The organism is Corynebacterium sp. MSK006 (assembly GCF_030232385.1).
Classification (GTDB): domain Bacteria; phylum Actinomycetota; class Actinomycetes; order Mycobacteriales; family Mycobacteriaceae; genus Corynebacterium; species Corynebacterium frankenforstense_A.
Genome location: NZ_JASPJZ010000009.1, coordinates 71,953 through 95,837, shown reverse-complemented (window position 1 = coordinate 95,837; position 23,885 = coordinate 71,953). Strand labels below are relative to the sequence as shown.

The window sequence follows — 23,885 nt, the reverse complement described above, 5'->3', positions numbered from 1 at the left end:
GGTCGGGGGCCGGTGGCGGACCGGGCCGCGCGGCCAGTGGAGCCAAACCTTGCAGAGTTCATCTGGCAATCATAAGACCAGGTCAGAGCGGGTAAGCAAACCGAAATCGAAAGCCTTTATCGATACAGCGGCCCCGAACAGCGGCGATATCGGGACAATTTCCGGGCTGCGCGAGGAGGTTTCCGCGCGGCGGCGCGCGAGCGGTCGCGGCCGAGGGCACCGGCGGCCGGCGGCGCGCCGGCGCGCCGGCTACAGCCAGCCGGCCTCCTCAGCGTGGCGCACCGCCGCGTGCCGGTTGGCGGTGCCCGTCTTGCCGATCACCGCCGACAGATGGTTGCGCACCGTGCCCGGGCTCAGGTGGACCCGCGCGGCGATCTCGCGGACCGAGGCGCCGTCGCGGGCCGCGCGCACGATCTCCAGCTCCCGCGGAGTCAGCGGGCACTCCGGGGTGAACAACGACTCCTCGGCCAGGGTGTGGTCGACCACCCGCAGCCCGGAGTCCACCCGGCGCACCGCCTCGGCCAGCTGCTCGGGCGGGGTGTCCTTGACCAGGAAGCCGCTGACCCCGGCCGCCAGCGCCTGACGCAGGTAGCCGGGCCGGCCGAAGGTGGTCACGATCAGCGAGCGGCAGCCCAGGTCGGCCTCGTGCAGGGCCGCGGCCGCGGCGATCCCGCCGCCGCCGGGCATCTCGATGTCGATCAGCGCCACCCGCGGGCGCGGGTCCGCCGCCCGCACGGCGTCGACGACCTCGTCGCCGCGGCCACACTCGGCGACGACCTCGATGTCACGCTCGGTGTTCAGCAGGGCGGCCAGGGCGCCGCGCACGAGGTCCTGGTCGTCGGCGATGAGGATCGGGATCACGCCGGCGGCCCCGGCTGCCCGACGCGCCGCGCATCCTGACGGTCCGCGTCCTGCCGGCCCCCGCGCGGGTGCTGCGCATCCGGCGCATCCGCGGCGTCCGGCTGCTTCGGCGCCGGCAGCAGCGCACTGACTTCGGTGCCGCCCGCCTCGCCGTCGGCGACGGTGAAGGTGCCACCCATCGCCTCCACGCGCCGGGCGAGCCCTGCGAGCCCCTCGCCGTCGCCCACGGCGGCGTCGCCCATGCCGCGACCGTCGTCAAGCACCACGACGCCACGGGGTGTGACGGTGATGCGGCAGTGGCTCGCGTGCGCGTGGCGCACGACGTTGGTGACGGCCTCACGTACCACGGCCGCGGCGAAGGGCGGGGCCTCGTCGACGGCGGTGATCTCGGTCTCGACGCCGGCGGTCTCCAGGGCCCGGCGCGCGGCGGCCAGCTCGCCGGCCAGGTCGGGACGGCGGGTGCGGGTGACGGCCTGGCGGACCTCGGCGAGCGCGGTTCGCGAGAGCTCGGCGACCTGCTCGACCTCGGCACGCGCGCGCTCGGGGTCGGTGTCCATCAGGCGGCGGGCGACCTCGGCCTTGAGGTTGACCACGGTGAGCGTGTGGCCCAGGACGTCATGGACGTCGAGCGCGATCGTCTCGCGCTGGCGGGTCAGCTCGAGCTCGTGGGCGAGCTCCTCGGCGCGGTCCTGGCGCTGGATGACCTGGGCGAGCAGCAGCAGGAAGGCCGGGACGATGATCGTGGTGCCCGAGAAGGCCTCGACGGCGCCGTCGCCGTAGAGCGCGGTGATGCCCACGCCCGCGGCGATGATGGCGCCCACGGCCAGGATCGAGTGGGAGAGGCGCAGGTGGAAGGCACAGAAGACCGAGAGATACGGGGTGAAGAAGACGACCAGGGCGCCGACGAACGGCCAGGCGGCCGCGGCGCAGAGCAGCATCGCCGCGACCCAGATCCCGCAGCGCGCGGGCCTGCTCCAGCCGAGGGGGCGGCGGTCAGCGAGCCCGAAGCCGGCGGCGTAGACCACGCTGAACGCTCCCACGGCCACGAGCGCCGCGACACCCGTGAGCGGGCCCTCGACGAAGCCACGGTAGACCGGGAAGAGCAGCAGGAGCAGCCAGACCGAGGCGTAGCTGCTGTCGCCGCCGCGGAAGTCCGCGCGCCACTCGGCCGGCTTGCCGCGGGCGCCCGGGGCGCGCGTGCCGTCGCCGGTCACCTGCGGGTCATCCTGCGACGCAGGATCAGCCACGCCGCGACGAAGATCGCCGTCCATACCCCTATATTTACCAGCGCATACCACAGTTCGTGCTGCACGAAGTTGGGCTCCTCGGCCAGCAGCTGCCAGCCGTCCGTGAGCGGCCAGCGCGCCAGTGCGGTCGCCCCGTAGAGCGGGGTGAACCGGGCGAAGTTGAGCAGGGACTCGGTCAGGGGCATGAACATGTTCGCCGCGAAGGCGAGGACGACGACGCTGGTCGTGGCGATCGAGATCGCGTTGGGGCTGGCCCAGGCCGCAGTGATCGCCAGGCCGTAGAAGCCGAAGGGCACCGAGACCACCACGGTGATCAGCGCGGCGAGGATCCACTCGTCGGCGGGCATCTCCACCGTGGTGAGAAGGCCCGCGATGTTGACGGCGACAACGGGAAGGATCGTCGCCGTGACCACGCAGCACAGCTGGGCGAAGAGCGCCTGGGCGGTGGTCAGCGGGGTCAGCGCCAGCTGGCGGGCCCAGCCGGAGGAGTACTCGAGGTGGACCTGGCCGGTCACCGAGATCGCGCCCGAGACACCGCCGTAGAGTGCCATGCCGATCATGACGCTGGCGGCGACGTTGCCGTCCTGGAAGGGAATCTCGGCGTAGGACATCGACGCACCGAAGATGAGGTAGAAGACCACCGGCAGGCCGACCGTGAAGAACATGGTGGTCACGTCGGCGAGCGTGCGGTAGACCTGCCAGCCGGTGAAGCGCAGGTTGATCGGGCTGCTCATCGCGGGTTCTCCTCTTCATCTTCAGCGGCGTCATCGGCACCGGTCAGGGCGACGAACGTGTCTTCCAGGGAGTTCTGCTCGACGGTCAGGTTGCGCCCGCCCAGCTCGCCGAGCAGGCGCAGCGCCAGGCGGTCCGCGCCGGGGGCGTCGGCGTGCACGCGCACGCGTACGGTGTCTGTGTTGTCGGCGGTGGCGGTGTCTGCGTCCGCCGCGTCGGCGCGGCGGACGCCGCCGGGCTCGGCGACGATCTCGGCGCCCTCGATCCGGGCGGCGACCCCGCGCGGCACGTCAACGCACACGGTGCGGCGCGCGGTGAGGTCGCGCAGCTCGGACGTCGGCGCGTCGGCAATCACCCTCCCCTGCGCCAGCAGCACGGTGCGCTCTGCGAAGTGCTCGGCCTCCTCCAGGTAGTGGGTGGCGAACAGGATCGTGTGCCCGGCGCGCGCGAGCACCTCCATGCGCCGCCAGAAGTCGCGGCGCGCGGTGGTGTCCATGCCGGTGGTCGGCTCGTCGAGGATCATCAGGTCCGGGTCGGCGAGGATCGTCAGCGCGAACCGCAGGCGCTGGCGTTCGCCGCCGGAGAGCTTGCGCACTCGGCGGCCGGCGAGTTTGGTCAGGTCGGCGTACTCCAGGAGCTTGTCGACGTCGCGGTGCTCGGCGTAGGTGGTCGCGAGCATGCGCACGGTCTGGGCGACCGTGAGATCGTCGAGCAGGCCACCGGTCTGCAAGGCGGCGCCGACGCGGCCGTCGCTGACGGCCTTGTGCGGGGTGGTGCCGAAGACCTCGACGTGGCCCGCGGTGGGGCCGGCCAGGCCCAGGATCTGGTCGATGAGCGTGGACTTGCCCGAGCCGTTGGGGCCGAGCAGGGCGACGATCTCGCCGCGGCCGATCTCCAGGTCGACGCCGCGCAGGGCGTGCACGGTGCCGCGTTTGCCGCCGAGCCCGGCGGTGGGGAAGTCCTTGCGCAGGCCGCGGGTCCGGATGACCGGGGTGGTGTCGGCGTTGGCGGTGTTGGCGGTGTTTTCGGGCTCGCGGCCGGGGCGCGGAGGCGGCCCGGCTCGGTGGGCTGGCGCTTCCATGAGTCTCAGTCAACGCCGCCGGGTGGGTGTGTGTAGGGCGGGAGTGTCATGAATCCGCCATGACATTTGTCATGGGTGGGGTGGGGGACAAGTTACCGAACCCTAGCCTCAAAATGCCCTCTCACCTGCACTTATGGCAGCCTATGCGCCCTTGCGTGGGGGTGAATTCGCACGCATGATTGAGTCATGAACGCCACAGCTGACCCCCGCAAGAAGCCCTGCCGGACCACCCCCGCCGACTCCGCCGAGCCCGCGGAGCACACCGGGGAGTGTCCCTTCTTCTACGACCCCGACGCCCCTCCCGGCGAGGAGCCAGAACGCCACCCCGAGGACGCCGCGAGCGGACTGAACGAGAAGCTCAACCGCCTGCGTGCGGGTGTGCTCGGCGCCAACGACGGCATCGTCTCGACAGCCGCGGTGGTCGTCGGCGTGGCCGCGGCCGGCGCATCCACCACCGGGATCGCCACCGCCGGTGCGGCCGCGGTGCTCGGCGGCGCGATCTCGATGGCCCTCGGCGAGTACGTCTCCGTGTCCAGCCAGCGCGACACCGAGCGCGCCCTGGTCGACGAGGAGCGCGAGGACCTGCGCACCCGGCCGGCCGAGGAGTTCCGCGAGCTGGTCGACATCTACCGCGGCCGCGGCCTGTCCGCGGCCACCGCGCGTGCCGTGGCCACCGAGCTGACCGCGCGCGACCCGCTGGCCGCGCACCTCGACGTGCACTGGGGCATCGAGGAAAACGAACTGGTCAGCCCGTGGGCCGCGGGTGTGGCATCCTTCGTCTCCTTCCTGCTCGGCGCGCTGGTGCCGATGGCCGCGATCCTGCTCGGCCCCGAGTCCGGGCGCATCGTGCTCACGGGCGTGGTCACCCTGGCCGCACTGGCTGCGACCGGCGGGCTGGCCGCCAAGCTGGGCGGGGCGGACCCCGCCAAGGCCGCGGTGCGCGTGACCGTCGGCGGAGCGCTGGCGCTCGTGGCGACCTACGGAGTGGGGTTGCTGTTCGAGTAGGAGGTGAGGTGCGGTTGCGGGGTGGGGCCGGAAAATGTGGACCAACTTTCCGGTGGCCCGCTGTTTCCCCAGGTCAGATTCGGCGGCTCCGCAACTCGGTCCACATTTTCCAGGGCTTTCCTACCCACCTCCGGACCGGATCTCAGCGGGCCGTCCCCTCAGCCCTCGTGGGCCGCGAGCGTGCGGGCCAGGTAGGGCCCGGTCACGGACTTCTCGTCCGCCATGACCTGGGCCGGGGTGCCCGCGGCGATCACCCGGCCGCCGTCCGCGCCGCCGCCCGGTCCCATCTCGATGACGTGGTCGGCGTTCGCGATCAGGTCGAGGTCGTGTTCGATGACCACGACGGTCGCACCCCGGTCGGTGAGCTTGCGCAGCACGCCGACCAAGGTCCGCACGTCGAGGGGGTGCAGGCCGACGCTGGGCTCGTCGAGGACGAAGACGGTGTCGCTCTGATCGCGGTGCATCTGGCTGACCAGCTTGAGACGCTGGGCCTCGCCGCCCGACAGGCTCGGCGTCGCCTCGCCCAGGGTCAGGTAGCCCAGGCCGAGCTCCTCGAGCCGGCCCAGCTTCCGGTGCACCGTCGGCCGGTCCGCGGTGTGCCCGAGGGCCTCGCGCACCGTGCAGTGCAGCAGCTGCGGCAGCGACATCCCGCCGCGCAGATGGACCCCGGCCTCCGGCGGGTAGCGGCCGCCGCCGCACTCGGGGCAGGTGATCTCCACGTCCGGCAGGAACTGCACGTCGAGGGTGACCTGGCCGGTGCCCTCGCAGCGCTGGCAGGCCAGCGAGCCGGTGTTGTAGGAGAAGTCGGAGGCCGAGAGACCCGCCGCACGCGCGGTGTCGGTGGCCGCGTACGCCTTGCGCAGCTGGTCCATGACCCCGCTGTAGGTGGCCACGGTGGAGCGGACGTTCTGGCCGATCGGGGTAGCGTCGACGACCTGCACCTTCATCCCCTCCGGCGCCTCAAGCGCGCGCACGTGCCCCGGTGCGGCCGCGCGGTCCTGCAGCGCCGGCACCAGGCTCTCGAGCAGCAGCGTGCTCTTGCCCGAGCCGGACACCCCGGCGATCGCGGTGAGCCGGCCCAGCGGGAACTCGACGTTGAGGGGATGCACGGTGTGCACCACGTCGGTCTCGAGCCGGATCGCGCCGCGGTCGAAGACCTCCCCGGCCTCGGCACCCGGCTGGACCACCGGGTCCTCCGACCCGTCCAGGAACCCCGCCAGAAGCGAGCCGGCGGACTCCGGCAACCGCTCCGGCTCTCCCTGGGCGATGACGCTGCCGCCCTCGGTGCCCGAGCCCGGGCCGATCTCGATGAGCCAATCGGCCTCGCGCAGGATCTGCACGTCGTGGTCGACGAAGACCACCGAGTTGCCGTCGGCCAGCAGGTCGCGCATCACGCCGAGCAGCCCGTCGACGTTGACCGGGTGCAGCCCGATCGAGGGCTCGTCGAGCACGTAGAGCACCCCGGTGGTGCGGTTGCGCACCGCGCGGGCGAGCTGCACGCGCTGGCGCTCACCGGTCGAGAGCGTGGAGCCCGCCCGGTCCAGGCTGAGATAGCCCAGACCGAGCTCGACCAGGCGCCGCGCCATCCCGGTCAGGGTTTCCACCAGGGCCTCGGCCATTGGGCGCATCTCGGCCGGCACCGTGTCCGCCACCCCACCGGCCCACTCGAGCACCCCGTCCAGGGTCATGGCGGTGACCTCGGCCAGGTTCAGCTCCCCGATCCGCGGCGCGGGCGCGGCCGGCGCCAGCCGGGTGCCGCCGCAGTCGGGGCAGACGCCCTCGCGCAGGAAGCGGCTGACCCGCTTGAGCCGCTTCTCGGTGTCCGCGCGCCGCAGCTCCTCGGGCCCGTCGAGGACGATGTCGCGCTCGCGCTCGTCCAGCTCGGACCACGGCACGTCGGTGCGTACGCCGAACTCGCGGGCGATGGCCGGCTGCACGTTGAAGCCGAACATCTGCCACGGCACCACCGCGCCATCGTCGATGCTTTTGCCGGGGTCGGGGACCAGCGCGGCGTCGTCAACCATACGCACGGTGCCGGTGCCCTCGCAGGTGGGGCACGCGCCGGCGGAGTTGAAGGCCAGCTCCTCGGCGCCTGGCGCGCGCACCTCGGCGCCGCAGTCGGGGCAGGTGAAGGCGGTCTCGGCGGCGACGTCGATCGTCGGCGCGACGCGGTGGCCGTTCGGGCAGACGTGCGTGGCCAGGCGCGAGAACATCAGCCGCAGCACGTTGAGTAGCTCGGTCGAGGTGCCGAAGGTCGAGCGGATGCCGGGCACCGCGGGGCGCTGGCGCAGGGCGAGGGCGGCGGGGACGTGCTCGACGGAGTCGACCGCCGCGCGCGTGGCCTGCGACATCCGGCGGCGGGTGTAGGTCGACAGCGCCTCGACGTAGCGGCGCTAGCCCTCCGCGTAGAGCACGCCGAGCGCGAGCGAGGACTTACCGGAGCCCGAGACGCCGGCTACGCCGACGAGCCGGTGCAGCGGGACGTCGACGTCGCGCAGATTGTGCACGCGCGCGCCGCGCACGCTGATGGGTTCGGGGCCGTGGGTCCGTGTCTCTGTCATCGTTCGTCCGCCTCTGCGGCGGTTCCGGCACTCTCGCTCATGGCTTCATGCTACGAGCCGGATCCGCCGCTTCCCCCGGAGCGGGCTCGGGGCCCCGGGTCCTGAGGTTCGGGGACTGGGTCATTGGGCCGTGAGGCGTGGGTCCGGGTGGGCGTGGGCAAAATGGGTAGGTCTGTCCCGGCCGGCCCTGCGTTTGCCCAGGTCGGTTCTCGGCCGCGCACACAAACCGAAACAGAATACCCACGGCCGGGTCAGCTCAAGCCGGGTTGGAGCGGATTGGAATGGGGCCACCTGGAAAACGTGTCATCGCAGCCGAGAGGCCCGAAAATGACCTGGGGAAACGGCGGGTGCCGTGGCTACCATGACACATTTTCTCGGTTATCCCCCGTCCGGCCCGGCCGATCCCACCTGAAACGGCCGATCCCCGGCCCCGGGACCCCGCTCCCCCGGCCGATCCATGGCCCGGCAACCGACCCCACACAAAAAACGGCACCGCCCAGGCCTCTAAGGCCCGGGCGGTGCCGGTTGACCGTGGAGCATAGGAGAATCGAACTCCTGACCTCCTGCTTGCAAAGCAGGTGCTCTACCAATTGAGCTAATGCCCCAAGGTGTTCTGGTGGGCCTAGCAAGAATCGAACTTGCGACCTCATCGTTATCAGCGATGCGCTCTAACCGACTGAGCTATAGGCCCGTTGAACGAGAAATCACTTTACAGAGCGCCCCGAGAAAAAGGCAAATCGCCTTCTCACCTGCGTTTTTACCGGCGGCACCCACGACGTCGGCAACAAAGAAACCCCGCACCCAAAGGTGCGGGGCCTGGCCGGAGAAACCTGCCGGAGAAACCTGCCGGAGCCTGGTTCCCGGAGCCTAGTTCTCCTGGACCTCGACGACGAGGCCGCCGAAGAGGTCGACCACGGCGTTGTAGATCAGCGCGCCGACGGGGGCCAGCGCGGTGGTCAGCAGGGCCAGCACCGCCCCGCCCAGGGCGGAGAGGCTGATGACCATGCCGTAGCCGATGATCCCGTCGCCGCCGATGCCGCCGATGACGGAGTTGACGTTCTCCCAGACCCCGGCCGCGGCGAGGCCGAAGTAGAGGATCGTCACGCAGACCAGCCACGCCACGAGCGCGACCAGCGAGAGGGCCAGTGCGACTCGGAAAGCGGACATGGGCGAGACCCGGGTGAGCACTACTTCCTTCTGTGCCACGGTCAGTTACCGGTCCTTTGCTTCTCGAACTTGTCGTGCTTGTCGGGGCGGCCGACGGCCCGGGATCCAGCTCCCGGACCGGCGCGGCCGGTCATGGCTTGGCGCGACCAGGCCCAGTCCCAGACTCATGCCTGGTCCGTGTCCTAGTCCTTGTCGGACCCGGCGTCGTCGGAGGCGCCGTCACTGCCGTCGGATTCTACCCCGGGCATGTCCTCCAGCGAGGGCTCATCGCCCTGCTGGCGGTCGGCGGGTCCGGCGACGTCGCCCTTGGCCACGGCCTCGGCGGTCTCCTCACCCTCGTGCTCGACGTTCTTGTCGATGGCGAAGAGCTCGACGTTCTTGTCCAGGTCCACCAGGCGCACGCCCATGGTGGCGCGCTGCGAGGGCCGGATCTGGTTGACCTCGGTGCGGATGACGCCGCCGGAGGTCGTGATCGCGAAGATCTCGTCGTCCTCGTCGACGGCCAGCGCGCCGATGAGCTTGCCGCGCTTCGGGGTGTACTTGAAGGTCACCACGCCGAGGCCGCCGCGGCCCTGCACGCTGTACTCGTCGAGCGAGGTGCGCTTGCCGTAGCCGCCGGAGGTGGCCACCAGCAGGTACTCGCCGTCGCGGACCACGCACATGGCCAGCAGCTGGTCGTCGCCGCGGAAGCGCATGCCCTTCACGCCGGCGGTCGCGCGGCCCATCGGGCGCAGCTGCTCGTCGTCGGCGGTGAAGCGGATGGCCTGGCCCTCCTCGGAGACCAGCAGCAGGTCGTCCTCCTCATCGCAGAGCGCCACCCCGATCAGGCGGTCGCCCTCGTGGAGGTTGATGGCGATCAGGCCGCCGGAGCGGTTGGACTCGTAGTCGGCCAGGCGGGACTTCTTCACGCGGCCCTGCGCGGTGGCCAGGACCAGGTACGGGGCGTCCTCGTAGCTCTGGATCTGGATGACCTGGGCGATCTTCTCCTCAGGCTGGAACTCCAGGAGGTTGGCCACGTGCTGGCCGCGGGCGGCGCGGCCGGCCTCGGGCAGCTCGTAGGCTTTGAGGCGGTAGACGCGGCCGAAGTTGGTGAAGAACAGCAGCCAGTCGTGGGTGGAGCACACGAAGAAGTGGCGCACGACGTCGTCCTGCTTGAGCTCGGCGCCGCGCACGCCCTTGCCGCCGCGCTTCTGTGAGCGGTAGGCGTCGACCTTGGTGCGCTTGGCGTAGCCGGTGGAGGTGATGGTGGCCACGACGTTCTCGCGGGCGATGAGGTCCTCCTCGGAGACCTCGCCGGTGGCCGCGACGATCTGGGTACGCCGCTCGTCGCCGTACTTCTCGACGATTTCCTCGAGCTCCTCGCGCACGATGCGGCGCTGGCGCTCCTCGCTGGCCAGGATGTCCTTCAGGTCGGCGATCTCGCGCTCGACCTCGGCCAACTCGTCGATGATCTTCTGGCGCTCCAGGGCGGCCAGGCGGCGCAGCTGCATGGCCAGGATGTGGTCGGCCTGCACCTGGTCGACGTCGAGGAGCTCCATCAGGCCCGTCCGGGCGATGTCCACCGTCTGGGAGCGGCGGATCAGGGCGATGACCTCGTCGAGGGCGTCGAGGGCCTTGACCAGGCCGCGCAGGATGTGGGCGCGCTCCTCGGCCTTGTCCAGGCGGAACTGGGTGCGCCGGACGATGACCTCGATCTGGTGGGCGACGTAGTAGCGCAGCATCTCGTCGAGGCGCAGGGTGCGCGGCACCCCGTCGACGATCGAGAGCATGTTGGCGCCGAAGTTCGTCTGCAGCTGCGAGTGCTTGTAGAGGTTGTTGAGCACCACGCGCGGCACGGCGTCGCGCTTCAGCGTGATCACGATGCGCATGCCCACACGGTCGGAGGACTCGTCCTCGATCTTGGAGATGCCGGCGAGCTTGCCGTTGGTGACCTGCTCGGCGATCGAGGAGATGAGGTTGTCCGGGTTGACCTGGTAGGGCAGCTCGGTGATCACGATGATCTGGCGGTTGCCCTCCTCCTCGATGGAGGTCACCCCGCGCATGCGGATCGAGCCGCGGCCGGTGGTGTAGGCGTCCTTGATGCCCTGGTCGCCGACGATGAGGCCGGCGGTCGGGAAGTCGGGGCCCTTGACGCGTTCCATGCAGGCGCCCAGCGCGGTCTTCTCGTCGGCACCCGGGTTGGCCAGCAGCCAGTAGATGGCGTCGGCCAGCTCGTTGAGGTTGTGCGGCGGGATGTTGGTCGCCATGCCGACGGCGATGCCGCCGGAGCCGTTCATCAGCAGGTTCGGCACGCGCGAGGGCAGCACGTCCGGCTCGGAGGTCTTGCCGTCGTAGTTCGGGGAGAAGTCGACGGTGTTCTCGCGGATGTCGCGGACCATCTCCATGGCCAGCGGCGTCAGCTTGCACTCCGTGTAACGCATGGCGGCCGGGCCGTCGTTGCCGGGCGAGCCGAAGTTGCCCTGGCCGTCTACCAGCGGGTAGCGCATGTTCCAGCTCTGGGCGAGGCGCACCAGGGTGTCGTAGATGGCGATGTCGCCGTGCGGGTGGAACTGACCCATGGTGTCCGAGACCGGGCGCGCGGACTTCACGTAGCCGCGCTCCGGGCGGTAACCGGAGTCGAACATCGCGTAGAGGATACGGCGGTGCACCGGCTTGAGGCCGTCGCGCACCTCGGGCAGCGCGCGGCCCACGATCACGCTCATGGCGTAGTCGATGTAGCTGGTCTCCATCTCCTCGTTGATGTCGATGGGATGGATGCGATCGCCACTCAGAATGTCGTCGCTCATGCTCACCTTTCTCTGAGGCCTTAAACAAGTCCATCTTACGCGCCACAGGGCCGTGTGAGCGATTTTCCGCACCGGTGCGGTATCACAGTGGTACCGTCTGCCCCATGGCGATGACGTTGCGGCTCTCGGCCGAGGAGGACCGCGCGCTCGCGCTGCTGGCGCGCGCGCAGGGTTCGAGCAAGAGGGAGGCGGCGGTGCGTGCCATCGTCGCCGCCGCCGCGCGGACGCTTGACGACGCCGCGGTGGTCCAACTGGCGCGCGAGTCCGTGCGCGAGTACACCGCAGCCGAGGAACGGCTGCGGTGAATGGGGCGGAAGGCGCAGTTCAGGACGGTGCCGCTGTCGCCGCGGGCGGGGATGGCCGGGCTGGCGGGGCGCTGCGGCGGATCCGCGGCCTGAGCTTTGAGCAGGTGGTGCTGGTCGCCGACGAGGTCTGCGCGGCCACCGGCGCGAGCGTGCGCGACTACCCGGGGCTGGCCGCCCTGGCCGGGGCCACGGCGCCGCGGCTGGCGGGCGCACCCGTGCACGCCGACGGCGACGCGCAGGCCCGGGCGGTCGCGGCGCTGACCCGGAAGGTCGTTCCCCTGACGCCGACGCGCTCGGCCAACGAGGTGCTCGCCGCGGTGCTCGTCGACGTGCTGGCCGCGCGAAACGAGCGGCCGGCCGGTTAGATCGGTCTAGATCCCGTTGTCGGAAAGGAAGCGCTCGAAGCGGTCGGCGACGATCTGCGGCTCGCGCGCCCAGCGGTTGTGGCCCAGCCGGCCGGGCAGCTCCTCGCAGGCGACCTTCGCGTTCGGCAGGTGCCCGGCCAGGGCCTGCGAGGAGGCCAGCGGGCACATCTCGTCGTTCTCGAAGCGGGTGAACAGCACCGGGACCTCCACCCCGGAGAGGGCCGTGCGGTGGTCGGGGACGCCGTGGCCGCTAAAGACGTTCTCGAAGCTGTTGTGCAGGGCGAGGTGGCGCCAGTCCGCCATGAGGCGGGCAGGCTGGCGGCCGTAGCCGACGGGGTCGATGCCGGCCATCGCGCCCGGCCAGTGGCCGAAGAGCCGGTTGCCCAGCGCGAAGAGGGAGGCACCGACGCGGATGCGCACGCGGGTGTTGCCCTCGAAGATGCGGAAGTACGGCGAGCCGCTGCCCACGCCGAGGAGGCCGGCGACGCCGAGCAGCGGGGCGTCGTCAAGCGCGAGAAAGGCGGTGGCGACCTGTCCGCCGAGGGAGTGGGTGAGAAGCACGGTCGGGTGGGACTCATCGAGGCCGAGTTCGGCCTTGGCGGCCTCGATGGCCAGGCGGTAGTCCTGAGTGGCCAGCTCGAAGTAGCCCCAGTCGGCGCGGCGACCGGCGCGGGCGGTGCTCGCTCCCTGGCCGCGCAGCTCGCCGATGGCGGCGGGGAAGCCGCGCGCGGCGAGTTCGGCGGCGATCGGGCGGTAGTAGGTGGCGCCGACGCCGAAGCCGGGCCAGAGCATCACCAGGGGGCGGTCGCCGCCGAGGAAGACGTTGACCGGCGTGCGGGAGCCGTCGGGGATGTCTGCGTCGACGATGATCGGTTCAGTATGGTGCGTCACAGTCGCTGATGGTACGGGGCGCGCGGGTGCGCCGCGGGGTTTTCCGGGGCCCGGGCTCCGCACCCGAGCACGGGGGTGGCGGGGCGGGCGGAGAAGTCCAGGAAGACGGCGGGTGAAGAGGTTTCGGCGCCGGTATGGTGGGCGGCGACCGGGCGGCCATGTACAGTGTGAGACTGTTGTGGTTGCAGTTAACTGATGTGACTATTGAGTCCTCGGGTGACTGTGGCGGAAGAGCCGCAACCAAGCTTTGAGCGGAAGGACGTTGAGCTCATGCAGAACGAGCTGGCGCACCTTTTGGCGAGCCGGCACCGCGCCGGGCTCGTCGCGGACCTCGGCGAACTCGCCGAGGAGACCATCCGCTCGCGCACCGGCGTCAGCGGGGTCGCGCTGCGCACGACCATGAAGGCCGCGCGCGCCGTCGACCGCGACGTGGTGGTCAAGGTGATCGACCGGATGATCCCGGACGTCCTCGGGGCGCTGACCCCGCAGTGGACGGAGTTCTGCGCGGGGCGGGAGGATGCCTCGGGAGGCGACCCAGGCGCGGAGGCTGACACGGCTGACGCCGGTTCGCGGCCCGACGCCACCGTTGATGCAGCCAACAATAGGGATAAGCAAGCAGACATAACCGCAGGTAACCGCTCCGTGGAGACCGGCCAGGACTTCGCGGAGTTCCTCGACGCCCGCCGTGACACCACCGCTGAGCAGTTTCTGGCGGTCTCGGACTCGTGGGCGGACCGGGTGGACTTCCCGGCGCTACTGACGATCTACCGCGGCGTTCGCGGCCGGGCCCACGGGTTTATCGTGCCGGCGGTGCCGGAGCTGGGCCGGATCATCCAGCGCCACGCCGACAACAGCTGAGCCGCCGGGCTGAGCAGGCAGCCCCCAACGGCCCAAGCCCGGCAGCCCGCCCGGAGACAGACACACCAAAAGGGGGCCGCAGCACAGTGCTGCGGCCCCCTTTCTCGCGCGGGCGCGACCCCGACGCGCGCGGGCGCGGCGCGGGCCCGCCCGCCGCGCCCGAGCGCGACGTCGGCAAGCCCGAGGCGCCAACCCTAGATGTCCAGGAAGCGGACGTCCTTCGCGCGGCGGGTGATGAAGGAACGGCGGGCCGTGACGTCGTCACCCATGAGGATGGAGAACAGCTCGTCGGCACGCTGCGCGTCGTGCAGGTCGACGCGGCGCAGGATGCGCGTGGTCGGGTCGAGCGTGGTCTCCCACAGCTCGTTCGGGTTCATCTCGCCGAGGCCCTTGTAGCGCTGGATGCCGTCGTCGGTGTTGATCTTGCGGCCGGCCTCGCGGCCCTCCTCGAGCTGCTTGTCGCGGTCGGCGTCGGAGAACGCGTAGCCCGGCTCGCCCTTCTGCCACTTCAGCTTGTACAGCGGCGGCTGGGCGAGGTAGACGTGGCCCTCCTCGACGAGCGCCGGCATGAAGCGGAAGAGCAGGGTCAGCAGCAGCGTGGCGATGTGCTGGCCGTCAACGTCGGCGTCGGCCATGAGCACGATCTTGTGGTAGCGCAGCTTGTTGATGTCGAACTCGTCGTGGATGCCGGTGCCCAGGGCGGTGATGATGGCCTGGACCTCGGCGTTCTTGAGCACGCGGTCGAGGCGCGCCTTCTCCACGTTCAGGATCTTGCCGCGCAGCGGCAGGATGGCCTGGTACATCGAGTCGCGGCCCTGCTTGGCGGAGCCACCGGCCGAGTCGCCCTCCACGATGAACAGCTCGGAGCGTGTCGGGTCCTTGGAGCGGCAGTCGGCCAGCTTGCCGGGCAGTCCACCCAGGTCGGTGGCGGACTTGCGGCGCACCAGGTCGCGGGCCTTGCGGGCGGCCTGGCGGGCGTGGGCGGAGGAGATCGCCTTGTTGACGATGACCTTGGCCTCGGCCGGGTTGGCCTCGAGCCAGTCGCCGACGTGCTCGTAGGTGGCCTTCTGCACGAAGGAGCGCACCTCGGTGTTGCCCAGCTTGGTCTTGGTCTGGCCCTCGAACTGCGGGTCGGCCACGCGCACGGAGATCACGGCGGCGATGCCCTCGCGGCAGTCGTCGCCGGTGAGGTTCTTGTCCTTCTCCTTGAGCAGCTTGTGGTCGCGCGCGTAGCGGTTCATCAGGGAGGTCAGCGCGGAGCGGAAGCCCTCCTCGTGGGTGCCGCCCTCGACCGTGTTGATGGTGTTGGCGAAGGTGTGCACCGACTCCTTGAAGGAGTTGTTCCACTGCATGGCCAGCTCGAGCTCGTGGCCCTCGCCGACGGCGTCAAACGCCACGATCGACGGGTGGATCGGCTGCTTGGAGTTGTTCAGGTAGTTGACGTAGTCCTGAAGGCCGTTCGGGTAGTGGAAGACCTTCTTCTTCTCCCGCTTCTTCGGCGTGGCGGGGGCCTCGCCGGCGTCGGCCTTCTCGTCGACCTCGTCGAGGCTGGTGGCGGTGTCGCCGCCCTCTGCGATCGCCTCGAGCTCCAGCTCGGCATCGGTGGCGCGCTCGTCGCGCAGCGTGATGGTCAGGCCCTTGTTCAGGAAGGCCATCTCCTGCAGGCGCCGCGAGATCGTCTCGAAGTCGAACTCGACGGTCTCGAAGATCTCCGCGTCCGGCCAGAACCGGATGGTCGTGCCGGTGCCGCGGGCGTTGCCGCCCTCGATGATCGGGTCGGGCAGCGCGTTCTGGAAGTTCTGCAGCCAGTGCTTGCCGTCGCGCTTGATGTCGGCCTCGACGCGGGTGGACAGGGCGTTGACCACGGAGATGCCCACGCCGTGCAGACCGCCGGAGACCGCGTAGGACTCGGAGTCGAACTTGCCGCCGGCGTGCAGCTGGGTCATGACGACCTGGACGGTGGGCACACCGGAGGCGTGCATCTCGACCGGGATGCCGCGGCCGTCGTCGACGACCTGGACGCCGCCGTCGGCGAGTAGGGTGACGTCGACCTTGGTCGCGTACCCGGCCATCGCCTCGTCGACCGAGTTGTCGACGACCTCCCACACCAGGTGGTGCAGGCCGCGCTTGCCGGTCGAGCCGATGTACATGCCCGGGCGCTTGCGGACGGCCTCCAGCCCCTCGAGGATCGTGATCGATGAGGCGTCGTAAGCGTGGTGCTCAGCGTTGGTTGCCACGTGAACCTGTTACTCCTCGCTGAAGTTACGTTGAGATCCGGCCCCCGCGCCGCCGCCGATCGTTGACCGGCGGCCGCAAAAGGGTCAGATTTCTTTTAGACTGCCCCAGTCTACACCCCGGTACCCGCCCCCCGGCAGACCCCTCGCGCGCGTCGTAGGGCCTCTCACGGGCCGTGTATGGCGTTTGCCCAGTTCAATTTCCGACGTCTCGCCTGCACCCGTCTTCGTCACACCTCGCCGTGGGGCGCCTGCGCGCCCCGGGTGCGCGTCCCTTGTCTGGGGTGCGCGTCCTTGTGCCGGGTGCGCGACGAAGTCGCGCACCCTATCCGTAGGTGTCGCGCGGCCCGCGCCCCTTGACGTGCAGCGGGCCCTTGCGCCAGCTCGGCGCCTTCGGACCGAAGATCTTCAGCTGGGTGATCACGTTGGGCCCGACCTTGCGGGCGATCTCCTGGAGGATCTGGCGCTGCAGGTAGCGCAGGTTCGTCGCCCACGACGTCGAGTCGCAGGAGATGAAGACGGTGGTCTCCTTGATCATCTCGACGCGGGTGTGCTGGGCGATCTTCTCTCCGACCAGCTCCTCCCAGTGCCCGGAGACCCAGCCGTCGGCCAGGTGCCCGGTCCAGCCGCGGCGGTGCATCTCGCGGCTGAGCAGGCTGCCCACATTGTCGACGTCGCGCCGGCGCTGCACGATGTAGCCGTCCGCGCCGGTGGGAATGCCGCGTTGACGCCTCGTCCTCCCGCGCCGGCCGCGCCCGGTCCGCTCGGGCTCCTTCAGGCCTGGAACCTTGGCCTCGGAACGGGCGTTGGCCTGGAACTTCAGGCTCGGCGCGTGCCGGTTGCCGGCGCCGGCGCGACGACGCAGATTGCCGAAGGCCTCCGCGATGATGTCGCCGCCCACCTGCGGTTCGGCGGAGTTCTCGCGTTCGCTGTCCCTCACTCGGGCGCACCGCCTTCCTCTTCCTCGGTTTCTTCTTCGCCGGCCACTTCGCCCGCCGCGGCCCCACCGGCACCCTTTTCCTGGGCGCCCTCTTCTTCGGCGCCCGCATCTTCGCCGGCCACTTCGCGCGCCGCATCAGCGGCGGGCGCACCACCGGAGACGGTGCCGTCTTCCGCATCGGGGTGGGGCGCGGCGTCGAGAAGCGAAAGGTGGTCGTCGTCGAGGGTGATCTCGTGGCGCGCGACGGTGAGTCCGTCGAGGTTGCCGGGCAGGTCCTCGTCGACGGCGGCGGTGATGAGCACCTGCTCGACCTCCTGGGCGAGCGCGACGAGCTGGCGGCGGCGCTGCGCATCGAGCTCGGCGAAGACGTCGTCGAGGATCAGGATCGGGTCGGTGCCCTCGGCACGCAGCAGCTGGAATTCCCCGAGGCGCAGCGCGATGGCCACGCTCCAGGTCTCGCCGTGGCTGGCGAAGCCCTTGGCCGGGCCGTCGCCGAGGGTCACCGAGAGGTCGTCGCGGTGCGGGCCCACCAGGCTCATGCCGCGGTCGATCTCCTTGTCGCGGGCGCGGCCCAGGTGGGCGAGCAGCTCGGCCTCGATGGTCGCGACGTCCGCGTCGGGTTCGACCTCGGTTCGCGGGGCGTAGGTGACGTGCGCGGCGCGCGGGCCCGGGGCCATCTGCGCGTAGGCCGCGGTCACGTGCGGGTCGAGCTCGGCGGTCAGATCCATGCGGGCGCGCATGACCTGCGCGCCGAGGGCGGCCAGCTGCGCGTCCCAGGTGTCCAGGGTGACCAGCGCGGCCGCACCGTCCTCGGAGCCGTAGCCGCGACGCAACGCCCGGCCGGCTGACTTGAGCAAGGCGTTTCGCTGGCGCAACACCTTGTCGTAGTCGGCCTTGACCCCCGCGAGCCGGGGCGTGCGCGTGGCGATGATCGCGTCGAGGTAGCGGCGCCGCTCAGCCGGTTCGCCGCGGACCAGCGCGAGGTCCTCGGGGGCGAAGAGCACGGTGCGCACCACGCCGAGAACCTCGCGCGGGGAGCGCAGGCGGGTGCGGTTGATCTGCGCCTGGTTCGCCCCGCGGGGTTTGAGCAGCAGGTGGGCGGTCAGCTGACGGCCCTCGTTGATCGCCGTGGCCGAGACCCGGGCGTTCTCCGCGCCGGCGCGGACCAGCGCGGCGTCCGAGTTGACCCGGTGCGAGGACAGGTGGGCCAGGTAGCCCACGGCCTCGATGATGTTGGTCTTGCCGTAGCCGTTGCGGCCGACGAAGAGGGTCACCCCCTCGTCGAGGTGCAGGTTGAGCTGCGGCCAGGAACGGAAGTCGCGCAGGGAGAGTTCGCTGAGGCGCACCCCGGCCCGCCTAACCCGGCAGGCGCACGGGCATCAGCAGGTACGTGAAGTCCGTCGCCGGAGTCGGGAAGTTGCCCTCCGCGTCGGCCTCGGGAAGCTCCTCGGGCTCGGGGATGAGGATCGCCGGGCGCGAGGGCTCCGTGAAGCCGAAGACCACGCGGTCGGTGTGCACCACGGCCAGGCCGTCCTTGAGATAGCCCGGGTTGAAGGCGATGAGCAGCTCGTCGGCGCCGGTGAAAGCGCAGGGCATGGACTCCTCAGCGTGGCCGGAGTCGGTGCCGGCGGCCGAGAGGATCAGCTCGCCGGAGCGGAACTGCATGCGGATCTGCGCGTTGCGGTCGGTGACCAGGGAGACACGGCGGATCGCCTCCTGCAGCGGGGCGATCTCCACCGTCGCGATCGAGGTGTGCGTCTTGGGCAGCAGCGGCGTGATGTTCGGGAACTCCGCGTCGAGCATGCGCGTGGTGGTTTCGCGGTTGTCGGTGTGCACGCCGAAGAGGCCGGCCGCGCCGACCTGGTCGCCGGTGCCGACGGCGATGTCCACCGGGTCGTTGCTGACCTGGTTGTCCAGGGTACGGGCGTTGTCCTGCAGCGTCTTGGCCGGGATGAGCAGCGTGGCCTCGACGCCCGGCGACTTCGGCTGCCACTCCATGGTGCGCCGCGCCAGACGGAAGCGGTCGGTGGCGGCCATGACGACCTCGGAGCCGTGGATCTCGACGTGCACGCCGGTCAGCATCGGCAGGGTGTCGTCGCGGCCCGCGGCGGCGGCGACCTGGCCGACGGCCTCAGAGAACAGCCGCGGGTCGACGGTGCCGGTGACCTCGGGCAGCTCGGGCAGCTTCGGGTAGTCGTCGAGCGGGATCAGGGGCAGCTCGAAGTGCGAGGCGCCGCAGTCGACCGAGACGGTCGTGTCATCCAGGCGCACGTCGACGGGCTTGTTCGGCAGCGAACCGGTGATCTCCGCGATCAGCTTGCCGGCCACGGCGATGACGCCGGGCTGGTCGACGTCGGCCGCCACGCGCACCCGCGTCGAGACCTCGTAGTCGAATCCGGCCAGCTCAAGGCCCTCGTCGCCTGCGGTGATGACCATGGCGCGAAGCACGGGCTGGGCCGCCTTGCTCGGCAGGCTGCGGGCGACCCAGGCGACCGCGTCGGCGAAGTCGTCCTTGGCCACACGGAACGAGACCCCTTGTGACTCCATTTTCGGCACCTGCTCCCTCGTGATCCCGGGCCGCCGGCCGCGGGGACGGCCGGGGCAGCGAATGACAACAACTCCAAACTACCGGTTCGGTCGGGGCGACGGAACTTCATGTCATTTGCCGGGCGGTCTTTGACGGCCGGCGAGGCTGGCTCGTCCGGGCCCCTAGGCGCCGCGTGGCGCCCAGGGGCCGGTCCGCTCGATCCTCAACCCCCTCTTTCTTCTAGAGAATTACAAGTAATTTTCTTGGTAACCGCAGTAGGTCCTGTTGAGTCTGTGGATCGAGGCGCCCCGGTCGAGGTAAACCACAAAATCGTGGATGTGCGTGGCCGTGTGGACGGTCTGTGCATAACTCGGGGTCCCTGTGGACAACTTCCGGGGAGGTCTTGTCATTCACAATTCATCCACCGGCTCTCCCCCGCCGGCGGGCCATTTGTCCACATCCGGCGACCTGGGTTTTTGTGGTTCCGCAGGTCGGCGGCGCGGGGTGCCGCGGAGGGGTCCGCGGCGTGACCGGAATGACAGGAATCTCTGACTTACATTCTTGTAATTACACGGTTGTGGAGAACTCTGTGGACACTGTGGATAATCGGGTGGGTGGGCGGTGAGTTAGCTGGTGGGTAGGCTGGTTGGGTGGGCTGGTAGGTGGCGCGTGCTCGGGTGGGCCGGGGTGCGGGGTTTGCTCGGGGGTTGTGCGGGGGTCGAACTGACTTTTTGTGTCATACCGGGATCGGGGGTCGATTTTGACCTGGGCAAACGGCGGGCGCTCTTCACGCCATGACACAAAAAGTCAGGTGCTGCTCTCTCCGGGGCTGTCCTCTCCGGGGTCGGTGGAGACTCGTCGATCCCGGGACCCGGTGCCGGCCCCGGACCGGGACCGGTGGCGGGGTCTGCATCGGATCCTGGTCCGGGTTTTGGTCCAGGGCGGGGATGCGTGGGCATTTTGTGTAAGTCTGTCGCCGGCGCTCGGTTTTCACCTGGGCAAATGCCGGACGGCCCCGACAGACCGTCACAAAATGCCCACGGAAGGCCCTCGCTCAGGCCCTGGACCGGACCTGGACCGGGACCGGCTGGCCTCGGGAACCCTCTCCCCTGCCCCGCCAGGCCCACCGGCCTCACGTGCACCGCGATCCCCAGGCCCCTCCCCCGGGCACGCGAAAACCCGCCCGGATCGTGTCATCCGGACGGGTTTCGGTGGGACCGTCGGGGCCAGCAGGCTTGGAGGGTCGGCTAGGCCATGCCGGCCCCAGCCCAAGCCAGACCGGCCCAGCCCCCAGCCAGACCGGCCCCAACCCGATCAACCCCGCTAGATCGACGCGCGCCCCGCGTTCTTGATCTTCTGGGTCAGCGACTGGATCTCGTCGTAGGTGTCGCGCTTCTCCGTCATCTCCTTGCGGATCTTCCGGTCGGCGTACATCACGGTCGTGTGGTCCTTGCCGCCGAACTGGTCGCCGATCTTGGGCAGCGACAGGTCGGTCAGCTCGCGGCACAGGTACATGCCCAGCTGGCGGGCGTGCGTGACCGCGCGGGTCTTGCCGGTGCCGCACAGCGTGGCCGTCGAGATCCCGAAGTGCTCGGCGGTGGTCTCGATGATCGTCGAGGCCGTGATCACCACGTCCTGCGGGTCGGGCAGGATGTCGCGCAGCGCGACCTCGGCGTTGGCCAGGTCGATCGGCTCCTTGATCAGCGAGGAGTACGCCGAGACCCGCACCAGGGCTCCCTCGAGCTCTCGGATCGAGCTCTCGAAGCGGCTGGCGATCAGCTCGAGCACGTCGCGCTCCACACGCGTGCCGTCGGCCTCCGCCTTCTTCATCAGGATCGCGATGCGCGTCTCCAGGTCCGGCGGCTGGATGTCCGCGATCAGCCCGGCCTGGAAGCGGGTGCGCAGCCGGTCCTCGAGGGTGGTCAGCTCCTTGGGCGGGCGGTCCGAGGACAGGATGATCTGCTTGTTGGCCTGGTGCAGCGCGTTGAAGGTGTGGAAGAACTCCTCCTGCGTGCCCTCCTTGCCCTGCAGGAACTGGATGTCGTCGACCATCAGGATGTCGAGGTTGCGGTAGCGCCGCTTGAAGGACTCCTGCCGGTCGTCACGCACCGAGTTGATGTAGTCGTTGGTGAACTCCTCCGAGGAGACGTACTTGATGCGCAGGCTCGGCTGCAGCAGCTTGGCGTAGTTGCCGGCGGCGTGCAGCAGGTGCGTCTTGCCCAGTCCGGATCCGCCGGAGATGAACAGCGGGTTGTAGGCGCGCGCGGGGTTCTCGGCCACGGCGACCGCCGCGCCGTTGGCGAAGCGGTTCGACGAGCCGATGACGAAGGACTCGAAGGTGTAGCGCGGATTCAGCGAGGTCTCGCGGTTGGGGTCGTGCGCCGGCTGTTCGCGCGGCAGCCGTTGCGCGGACTCGCCGCTGTAGCTCTGCCGCCAGCCGCCGGCCTCGGTCTGCCGGGGTGCGCCGTTGATTGCCGACGCCCCGCCGGTCCCCGTCGCCGCCTCCTGCCGGGTGGGCGTGGGGGCCGGGGCGCCTGCGGCGCCTGGGCCGGCGTATCCGGAGTTGAAGTCGTTCTGCCTGGTGGGGGCGCCGCCGTAGCCGTCGGGCTGCTCAGTCCCGTATCCCGGGGCGAAGCCGGTTTGCTCGCCGTAGCCGGGCACCTCTGTCTGCTGCGGGGCCTCGGTGCGGCGCTGCTCCGGTGCCGGGGCCGCCGGGGCGCCGGCCGGGGCCTCCGGGTCGTGGAAGGCCGCAGGTGAAGAGGTCAGGTCGAAGGCCTCGCTCTGGTACGGCGCCTGGCGCTGTTCGGTCGGGGCCTCGCCACCCGGGAACCCGCCGGCGGAATCACCGCCGAAGCCGCCGGCGTTTTTCCCGGCGTTGAAGCCGGCTGCGGCGGCGCTGCCTGCCTGGCTGATCTGGCCGACCTGGCCGGCATTCTGCGGGGCGGCCGGGTTCTGGCCGATCACCGAGTCGACGGGCGCGGAGGCCGCGTCGGCCACGGCGTGGGCCTCCTCGGTCCCGCGGTGGGCGGCCTGCGGGTCGACCGAGACGGCCAGCGAGCAGGGCCGGTGCATGCGCTCGCTGAGTACCCGGGTGATCTGCTCGCCGAGCTCGTTCTCGACGACCTGCTTGGCCATCTGGTGCGGGGTCGCCAGCAGCACGTAGCCGTCGACCAGCACGATCGGCTTGGCCAGCGCGAGGAAGGCCCGCTGCTTGTGGTTCAGCGGCGGGATGCCGGAATCGGGGCGCTCGGAGGCGCCGACGAGTTCCGCGACGACCTCCCGCCACGTCTGCTCCAGTGCCTGCTTTCCCTCAGCCACGTCTCTCCCGTCTCGTCGTTCTCCTCCGCGCGGAGACCCGCACGGACCACACGGCGGGCGGAGGATCCGCCCGCCTGCACGCGGCGGCCGAAAATCCCACGGACCCGGGCTCCGGGCCCGTGGGGGCCACCGCGCACCGCCGCGACGAGGTGCCGCGGCTTCGCGTCTTGCTCATGAACTTGTCATTTCGAGGTCACTCGTTGTGCACCGGGCGCCCCACAGGACGATCTGTGCGCCGACCTCGTATTCCACACCGTTATCCACAGGTGTGGACAGCGGTGCGGGCCAGAGTTCTCCACAGGCCTCACTCTAGCCTGTGGAGAATGTGATTCTCCCAAATTAGAGCCATGACCTGCGGATTCCTTCCGACCCGCGGAAACCCTCAACTCCATGTTGAGAGTTATCCACAGCCGGGTGATTCACCGGCCTGTGGGAATTGTGGGCGATAGCCCCCATTGTTCCCCATCGCCCCCGATCACGAGACATCGCCCGCCTGTGGAGTTTCTCGCGGCGTGCCGCCGGGGGCGCGACGCGCCGTGTGGCCTGCCCGCGGGCCGGAGCGGAGGGGAAAATTACAAGAAAGGAATTACAGGGGCCCCCGTCTGAGCGGCGGGTTCTCACCGGCGTGTCGATTTGGCCTGGGCCTGCGATCTCCCGTAGTCTGTCATGGTCTGTCGCACCGGCTAACCACGTGCCAGCGGCCCGGGTTCCTCCGGGACCGGAGGTCCCCCGGACCGAATGGCCGACGGTTTGTCCCGGTGCGCTCTTACGGAGCCCGGCCGCCTGCGGCGCCGCTCCGGAAGTCATGTACGCACGGCTCCCCTCCGGGAGGGGCCGGGACAAAAACTTTGAGGAGACCACTGTGAGCAAGGGCAAGCGGACCTTCCAGCCCAACAACCGCCGCCGCGCCAAGAAGCACGGCTTCCGTACCCGCATGCGCACCCGCGCCGGCCGCGCCATCGTCGCCGCCCGTCGCCGTAAGGGCCGCGCGAAGCTGACGGCCTAAG

General features: G+C 70.3%; 17 protein-coding genes, 2 tRNA genes and 1 pseudogene. 5 read left to right on the top strand and 15 right to left on the bottom strand.

What is annotated here, in order from left to right; translation table 11 throughout:
* Positions 1 to 249: 249 nt before the first annotated feature.
* From QQA02_RS07065 to QQA02_RS07050, 4 genes are read right to left on the bottom strand one after another with little or no spacing between them, the layout of a single operon-like run.
* The gene (locus QQA02_RS07065; RefSeq protein WP_284773756.1) at positions 250 to 861 is read right to left on the bottom strand and encodes a response regulator transcription factor; all 612 of its coding nucleotides are present in this window, start codon (positions 859 to 861) and stop codon (positions 250 to 252) included.
* Positions 858 to 2,132 carry a sensor histidine kinase gene (locus QQA02_RS07060; protein ID WP_284863826.1) on the bottom strand — a complete coding sequence of 425 codons (1,275 nt, stop codon included), beginning with the start codon at positions 2,130 to 2,132 and terminating at the stop codon, positions 858 to 860. Before QQA02_RS07060 ends, QQA02_RS07065 begins: the two co-directional genes overlap by 4 nt.
* Positions 2,072 to 2,842, bottom strand: a complete 771-nt coding sequence (locus QQA02_RS07055) for an ABC transporter permease (RefSeq protein WP_284773754.1) — start codon at positions 2,840 to 2,842, stop codon at positions 2,072 to 2,074. The genes QQA02_RS07060 and QQA02_RS07055 overlap by 61 nt, the downstream gene beginning before the upstream one ends.
* Positions 2,839 to 3,921, bottom strand: coding sequence for an ABC transporter ATP-binding protein (locus tag QQA02_RS07050; protein ID WP_284863824.1), 1,083 nt, complete (start codon positions 3,919 to 3,921; stop codon positions 2,839 to 2,841). The genes QQA02_RS07055 and QQA02_RS07050 overlap by 4 nt, the downstream gene beginning before the upstream one ends.
* Before the next feature lie 186 nt (positions 3,922 to 4,107).
* Here QQA02_RS07050 and QQA02_RS07045 point away from each other — a divergent pair, with 186 nt between their 5' ends.
* Complete coding sequence (locus QQA02_RS07045) at positions 4,108 to 4,926, top strand: VIT1/CCC1 transporter family protein (protein ID WP_284863822.1); 819 nt, start codon at positions 4,108 to 4,110, stop codon at positions 4,924 to 4,926.
* A 158-nt stretch (positions 4,927 to 5,084) separates the two neighbouring features.
* Here the strand turns inward: QQA02_RS07045 and QQA02_RS07040 are convergent.
* The 5 genes and pseudogenes from QQA02_RS07040 to gyrA form a co-directional block, all read right to left on the bottom strand.
* Positions 5,085 to 7,487: pseudogene (locus QQA02_RS07040) on the bottom strand (excinuclease ABC subunit UvrA).
* A gap of 532 nt (positions 7,488 to 8,019) precedes the next feature.
* Positions 8,020 to 8,092 (bottom strand) — tRNA-Ala (locus tag QQA02_RS07035).
* 9 nt (positions 8,093 to 8,101) lie between these two features.
* Positions 8,102 to 8,178, bottom strand: a tRNA-Ile gene (locus QQA02_RS07030).
* 176 nt (positions 8,179 to 8,354) lie between these two features.
* The gene (locus QQA02_RS07025; RefSeq protein WP_284773751.1) at positions 8,355 to 8,693 is read right to left on the bottom strand and encodes a DUF3566 domain-containing protein; all 339 of its coding nucleotides are present in this window, start codon (positions 8,691 to 8,693) and stop codon (positions 8,355 to 8,357) included.
* A gap of 143 nt (positions 8,694 to 8,836) precedes the next feature.
* Positions 8,837 to 11,440, bottom strand: a complete 2,604-nt coding sequence (gene gyrA, locus QQA02_RS07020; protein WP_284773750.1) for a DNA gyrase subunit A — start codon at positions 11,438 to 11,440, stop codon at positions 8,837 to 8,839.
* A gap of 104 nt (positions 11,441 to 11,544) precedes the next feature.
* On the opposite strand from gyrA, the gene QQA02_RS07015 reads away from it, so the two are divergent.
* Together QQA02_RS07015 and QQA02_RS07010 are read left to right on the top strand one after the other, a co-directional pair.
* On the top strand, positions 11,545 to 11,745 hold the full coding sequence (locus QQA02_RS07015; RefSeq protein ID WP_075662929.1) for a CopG family transcriptional regulator: 201 nt from the start codon (positions 11,545 to 11,547) through the stop codon (positions 11,743 to 11,745).
* 104 nt (positions 11,746 to 11,849) lie between these two features.
* Entirely contained in the window at positions 11,850 to 12,110 is a 261-nt protein-coding gene (locus QQA02_RS07010) for a hypothetical protein (RefSeq protein ID WP_284773749.1), read from the top strand.
* Positions 12,111 to 12,116: 6 nt separating this feature from the next.
* Here the strand turns inward: QQA02_RS07010 and QQA02_RS07005 are convergent, their stop codons facing one another.
* The gene (locus QQA02_RS07005; RefSeq protein ID WP_284773748.1) at positions 12,117 to 13,001 is read right to left on the bottom strand and encodes an alpha/beta fold hydrolase; all 885 of its coding nucleotides are present in this window, start codon (positions 12,999 to 13,001) and stop codon (positions 12,117 to 12,119) included.
* Positions 13,002 to 13,271: 270 nt separating this feature from the next.
* On the opposite strand from QQA02_RS07005, the gene QQA02_RS07000 reads away from it, so the two are divergent.
* A complete protein-coding gene (locus tag QQA02_RS07000; protein ID WP_284773747.1) occupies positions 13,272 to 13,859 on the top strand; it encodes a DUF6918 family protein in 588 nt (195 codons plus the stop codon).
* A gap of 194 nt (positions 13,860 to 14,053) precedes the next feature.
* On the opposite strand, the gene gyrB is transcribed toward QQA02_RS07000, so the two are convergent.
* The 5 genes from gyrB to dnaA all read right to left on the bottom strand — a co-directional run bounded on the left by gyrB (position 14,054) and on the right by dnaA (position 22,878).
* Positions 14,054 to 16,096, bottom strand: coding sequence for a DNA topoisomerase (ATP-hydrolyzing) subunit B (gene gyrB, locus QQA02_RS06995; protein WP_284773746.1), 2,043 nt, complete (start codon positions 16,094 to 16,096; stop codon positions 14,054 to 14,056).
* A 322-nt stretch (positions 16,097 to 16,418) separates the two neighbouring features.
* Positions 16,419 to 16,994, bottom strand: coding sequence for a DciA family protein (locus QQA02_RS06990; RefSeq protein ID WP_502870982.1), 576 nt, complete (start codon positions 16,992 to 16,994; stop codon positions 16,419 to 16,421).
* A 35-nt stretch (positions 16,995 to 17,029) separates the two neighbouring features.
* Positions 17,030 to 18,379 carry a DNA replication/repair protein RecF gene (gene recF / locus QQA02_RS06985; RefSeq protein ID WP_284773744.1) on the bottom strand — a complete coding sequence of 450 codons (1,350 nt, stop codon included), beginning with the start codon at positions 18,377 to 18,379 and terminating at the stop codon, positions 17,030 to 17,032.
* 10 nt (positions 18,380 to 18,389) lie between these two features.
* Positions 18,390 to 19,580 carry a DNA polymerase III subunit beta gene (dnaN, locus tag QQA02_RS06980; RefSeq protein ID WP_284863817.1) on the bottom strand — a complete coding sequence of 397 codons (1,191 nt, stop codon included), beginning with the start codon at positions 19,578 to 19,580 and terminating at the stop codon, positions 18,390 to 18,392.
* A gap of 1,303 nt (positions 19,581 to 20,883) precedes the next feature.
* Complete coding sequence (gene dnaA, locus QQA02_RS06975; RefSeq protein WP_284773742.1) at positions 20,884 to 22,878, bottom strand: chromosomal replication initiator protein DnaA; 1,995 nt, start codon at positions 22,876 to 22,878, stop codon at positions 20,884 to 20,886.
* Positions 22,879 to 23,740: 862 nt separating this feature from the next.
* Between dnaA and rpmH the strand changes: the two genes are divergently transcribed.
* A complete protein-coding gene (gene rpmH, locus QQA02_RS06970; RefSeq protein WP_075664750.1) occupies positions 23,741 to 23,884 on the top strand; it encodes a 50S ribosomal protein L34 in 144 nt (47 codons plus the stop codon).
* Position 23,885: the final 1 nt, after the last annotated feature.

What these genes read in the sequence shown, in the direction of transcription:
- QQA02_RS07045 (WP_284863822.1), top strand. Translation starts at nt 4,108, where the DNA reads ATGAACGCCACAGCTGACCCCCGCAAGAAGCCCTGCCGGACCACCCCC.
- QQA02_RS07050 (WP_284863824.1), bottom strand. Translation starts at nt 3,921, where the DNA reads ATGGAAGCGCCAGCCCACCGAGCCGGGCCGCCTCCGCGCCCCGGCCGC.
- QQA02_RS07000 (WP_284773747.1), top strand. Translation starts at nt 13,272, where the DNA reads ATGCAGAACGAGCTGGCGCACCTTTTGGCGAGCCGGCACCGCGCCGGG.
- QQA02_RS07015 (WP_075662929.1), top strand. Translation starts at nt 11,545, where the DNA reads ATGGCGATGACGTTGCGGCTCTCGGCCGAGGAGGACCGCGCGCTCGCG.
- gyrA (WP_284773750.1), bottom strand. Translation starts at nt 11,440, where the DNA reads ATGAGCGACGACATTCTGAGTGGCGATCGCATCCATCCCATCGACATC.
- dnaN (WP_284863817.1), bottom strand. Translation starts at nt 19,580, where the DNA reads ATGGAGTCACAAGGGGTCTCGTTCCGTGTGGCCAAGGACGACTTCGCC.
- QQA02_RS07055 (WP_284773754.1), bottom strand. Translation starts at nt 2,842, where the DNA reads ATGAGCAGCCCGATCAACCTGCGCTTCACCGGCTGGCAGGTCTACCGC.
- QQA02_RS07060 (WP_284863826.1), bottom strand. Translation starts at nt 2,132, where the DNA reads ATGGACGGCGATCTTCGTCGCGGCGTGGCTGATCCTGCGTCGCAGGAT.